The organism is Synechococcus sp. R6-5 (genome assembly GCF_047461775.1).
GTDB lineage: Bacteria > Cyanobacteriota > Cyanobacteriia > Thermostichales > Thermostichaceae > Thermostichus.
The window spans coordinates 1-3,862 of record NZ_JANSHV010000311.1 but is presented as its reverse complement, the minus strand read 5'-3'; the positions used below and the strand labels follow the sequence as shown (position 1 = coordinate 3,862).

At 59.0% G+C, this 3,862-nt stretch carries 4 protein-coding genes; 1 reads left to right on the top strand and 3 read right to left on the bottom strand.

Going from position 1 to position 3,862, the window contains the following annotated elements; all coding sequences use genetic code 11:
- Nucleotides 1-124: 124 nt before the first annotated feature.
- Entirely contained in the window at nt 125-778 is a 654-nt protein-coding gene (locus NW818_RS13240) for a cobalt-precorrin-8X methylmutase (RefSeq protein ID WP_414341560.1), read from the bottom strand.
- 87 nt (nt 779-865) lie between these two features.
- Here NW818_RS13240 and NW818_RS13235 point away from each other — a divergent pair, with 87 nt between their 5' ends.
- The gene (locus NW818_RS13235) at nt 866-1,984 is read left to right on the top strand and encodes an alpha/beta fold hydrolase (protein WP_414424816.1); all 1,119 of its coding nucleotides are present in this window, start codon (nt 866-868) and stop codon (nt 1,982-1,984) included.
- Between the two features lie 125 nt (nt 1,985-2,109).
- On the opposite strand, the gene NW818_RS13230 is transcribed toward NW818_RS13235, so the two are convergent.
- Together NW818_RS13230 and NW818_RS13225 are read right to left on the bottom strand one after the other, a co-directional pair.
- Complete coding sequence (locus tag NW818_RS13230) at nt 2,110-2,757, bottom strand: flavin prenyltransferase UbiX (protein WP_011431889.1); 648 nt, start codon at nt 2,755-2,757, stop codon at nt 2,110-2,112.
- A 174-nt stretch (nt 2,758-2,931) separates the two neighbouring features.
- Nucleotides 2,932-3,462 carry a hypothetical protein gene (locus NW818_RS13225; RefSeq protein WP_238376845.1) on the bottom strand — a complete coding sequence of 177 codons (531 nt, stop codon included), beginning with the start codon at nt 3,460-3,462 and terminating at the stop codon, nt 2,932-2,934.
- Between the last annotated feature and the right edge of the window lie 400 nt (nt 3,463-3,862).

Here is a 3,862-nt window from a genome sequence, read left to right as displayed (position 1 = left end):
CCGACCGCTGCTGCTCGGCCCGCATTTCTTGGATTTGTTCTTGTTGTTGCTGAAGGTTGCGAATCAGCCACTCCTCTTGTTCTGGGGTCATGGGAAAGGTCTGAAGATATCCCTTCAATTCTAGTCAGTTGGGGATGGGATCCCGTTGAGCTGCCAAGAGAAGGGCATTGACAATGGCAGCAGCAACTGGGGATCCGCCTTTGCGGCCCTCCACCCGAATCTGGGGAACATCCGTTTGCGCCAACGCCTGCTTGGCCTCTTCCACCGCCACAAATCCCACCGGCACTCCGATCACCAAAGCCGGCTTGACCCGCTGTGCCCGAATCTCCTCCACCAAAGCCAGCAACGCGGTGGGGGCATTGCCAACGACAAACAGGGCTTCTGGATAGCGGCGTGCCAAGTTCACCATCCCATTGGCGGCGCGGGTTTGACCGGGCCAACGGGGCTCCTCCACCCAGTCCAAAGCACAGTAGAGGGGGATCCCTTGGGCTTTCAGACCTGACTGGATCCCAGCTGCCACCATCCTGACATCGACAATGACAGGCTGCTTTTGCCGTAGGGCTGCCAGGGCGTGTTCAACGGCGTTGGGGCCGAAGAAAAAGCGATCCCGCAGCTCAAAGTCGGCAGTGGCATGAATGGCACGGCGCACCACCTCATAAGGGATCCCTTGCCAGGGGTGGGGGCCAATCTCTTGATCGATCTGGCGGAAGCTGGCAGCAGTGATTGGGTCTACCTGGAAGGCTTCATTCATTGGGTCTGGAGTCAGGGGCACAGTCATGCTGGCATGTCCTAAAGAAGAACCGGTAGCAAAGTAGCTTTGGGCGAGCCGAGAAAACCACTAAGATTGGTCTAGCCTAAATTGGAGATGAGCCTATTGTTGTCACCCACTCCTCCCTTGCACAGACTCAACTCCCATCCTTCCCCTTCTGCTCGGGTCAGCGCCAATTCCGTCGGCAATCCCGGTTTCTCCTCTGTTGATGCGCCCTCCCCTTCCCCAACGGGTAGCGACAGGGATCCCTTGTCGGCTTTGCCTCGCTACGGCTACTCCCAAACCTGGCATTGGCGGGGCTGGCCCATCCATTTCACCTACACCCCCAGTCGCGCCCAAACCCCTGCCGGTGTCGTCAACTTGACGGCAGCTCCGGCCCTTTTAATCCATGGATTTGGAGCGTCAGTGGGTCATTGGCGCCACAACATTCTCCCTCTGGGATCCCAGCGCTCCGTCTATGCCCTCGACCTGCTGGGATTTGGCAAGAGTGCCAAGCCGGAGATTGCCTACAGCGTTGATCTGTGGGTGGAGCAGGTACACGAGTTTTGGCAAACTCACATTCAGCAGCCCAGCATCCTGGTAGGCCATTCCATCGGGGGCTTGGTGGGAGTCATTGCCGCCGCCCGCTATCCCCAGGTGGTGAAGGGCCTGTGCTTGATTAGCTGCGCCGATGGGCCCCATCCGGAAGAATTGCCCTCTCCCTGGGATGCTCTGGTGCGAGCCCTCTGCGAAGGGATTCTGTCGTTGCTGGGGTGCCCCCTCACTTATCCCCACCTCTTCAACTGGCTGCGACAAACCGAGGTGCTACGAGCTTGGATCAAGAATGTCTACAAGCGGGATGAGCAGGTGGATGACGAGCTGGTGCAGATCTTCCAGAGACCGGCCTTTGAGCCGGGGGCAGCCCACGTGTTTTTGGACGGTCTGAGGGCCATTCTCTGCCGCCGCTTCGACAGCCCCAAACGCCTGCTGCCCACCCTAAAAATGCCTATCTTGCTACTTTGGGGCCGAGAAGATCCGGCAGTGCCCAGTTTTTTGGCAGACCAATTTAAGCGCTGGCAACCTGCCCTCACCTTGGTGAAGCTGCCGGGAGTAGGCCACTGCGCCCACGACGAGCTGCCTCACTGGGTCAACACCCTCATCGGGGAATGGGCGGCCAGTCTGGAGACCTGCCCTGACTTGCCCACCCCCCTTCAGCGGGATCCCCGAGTCGGCTAGCTCAGCAAGTGATCTGAGCTATTCCCGGCAAGGTGCCACAAGTGAGGGCTATCGGCACAGGCCCCCCCCAGCTTGGAACACCCCCAAGCCAAATCCCAGCCTGCCGCCGGGAAAAGGGATCCCGCTCAGAGATCAGGGGGCAGCTTGAGGATCTGATGCTGGCGCATCCCCTGCCAGCGGCGAATGAGATCGCCATCAATACCGAACTGATCCAACGCCTTCACCACCACAAAATCCACCAAATCTAGGATGGTACGCGGCTGGTGGTACCAAGCTGGAATGGCCGGAACAATGCGCGCCCCCGCTTCTGCCAGAGTGGTCAAGTTGCGCAGGTGGATCAGGCTAAAGGGGGTTTCCCGCGGCACCACCACCAAGCGTCGTCCCTCCTTGAGCTGCACATCAGCAGCCCGCTCCAGCAGATCCGAGCTCAAGCCGGCAGCCAACTTGGCAACTGTACCCATGCTGCACGGGATCACCAACATCCCCTGCGTGCGATAGGAGCCACTGGCAATGGTTGCCCCCACATCCTGCCAGCGATGACAAACTAGGGATCCACCGCTGCTCTCGGCTTGCTGTCGCCAAAAGTGGGCCTGCTTGCGGGGGTCTGTCGGCAGCAGCACCCCTTGTTCTCCCTGCCACACCTGATAGGCCGCTTTGGAGGCCACCACTTCGACGCGGTAGTCCAGGCTGAGCAGAACATGCAGAGCGCGCACAGCATAGAGCATCCCTGAAGCGCCTGATACGCCAAGGATGATGGGCAGAGAGGATGTCAAGGGCCGCTGGGGAACGTCTTCTGCTCAAGTCTAGCGAGGGGAGCCGTCCCTCGCCTGCTCAGGAGATCCCTAACCCACCGCTCCAAAAGACTTGCACAACGTGGGACAAAGATAAAACAGTGCTCTTGGCGCAGGTTGAAGGCAGCGTTCAAGTCGCAGTCTGACTCTTCTCTGTTAGGTCTGCAGATTTTGCCGCCCGTTGCGGATCACCCGCAAGGACTCCACCAACCGCAACTCCAAGTCTTGCAACACCTGATCCACGTAACGGTGGGCCTCCCGCTGCAGGCGCTCCGATTCCTGCAGTGTCTGTCGCCGCACCTCCTCACTATGTTGATAGGCTTGTTGCAATAACTGCTCCGCCTGAGCTTGGGCCTGTCGCAGAATCGCCGATTCGTTGAGGAGCTGCTCAGCCCTACGTTGGGCCGCGGCCACAATTTCTTGGGCGTAGCGATTGGCCTCTGCCAAGATCCGATCCCGCTGGCGCAGCAGTTCCTCCGCTTCCTCCAGGGCTGTCGGCAGGTTCAGGCGGATAAAGTCTAACTGCTCCAGAATCTTTTCCTCTTCAATAAGGGTGCGAGACCAAAACAGGCGAGGGCTACTGAGAATGGCTGCCTCCAATTGATCCAGGGCCTCCTGGACGCGCATCAGAGCCAGGGTCTGATCCCCAAAGGGTACGCCGGCACGATTGGAAGGATCAGAGGGCAATTCTCGCATCAGTCTATGAAGAGGGGAGGCTGCACTGAGCAAAAGAGCAGATCAGGCAGGATAACGCCTACCATATCAGGTTCTCGGTTTCCTGAATCTGCGCAGTCTCCCCTTCGCTCCAACCACTCTTCGTGAAGTAGATGTTCTTTTTGATTATGAGGGGACGATGGACTTTCTCCCTCGCGGAGGCTGTAAGCCAAGCGGCAGAGAGGCTGCTTACCGGTCGGTTGGTGCCACAGCGGCTGGGGAGCCGAGGTTGCTCGGCTGCCAAAAGAGCGCCAATGGAGGAGATTTATAGTCATTTTGAATAGGAATAAAACATTTCCGTTGCCTTGCTCTCCAACCCCCCTCTCCCAGAGAGATGAGCTGGGGGGTCGCGGCAGCGGCGCGGAGCGTTTGG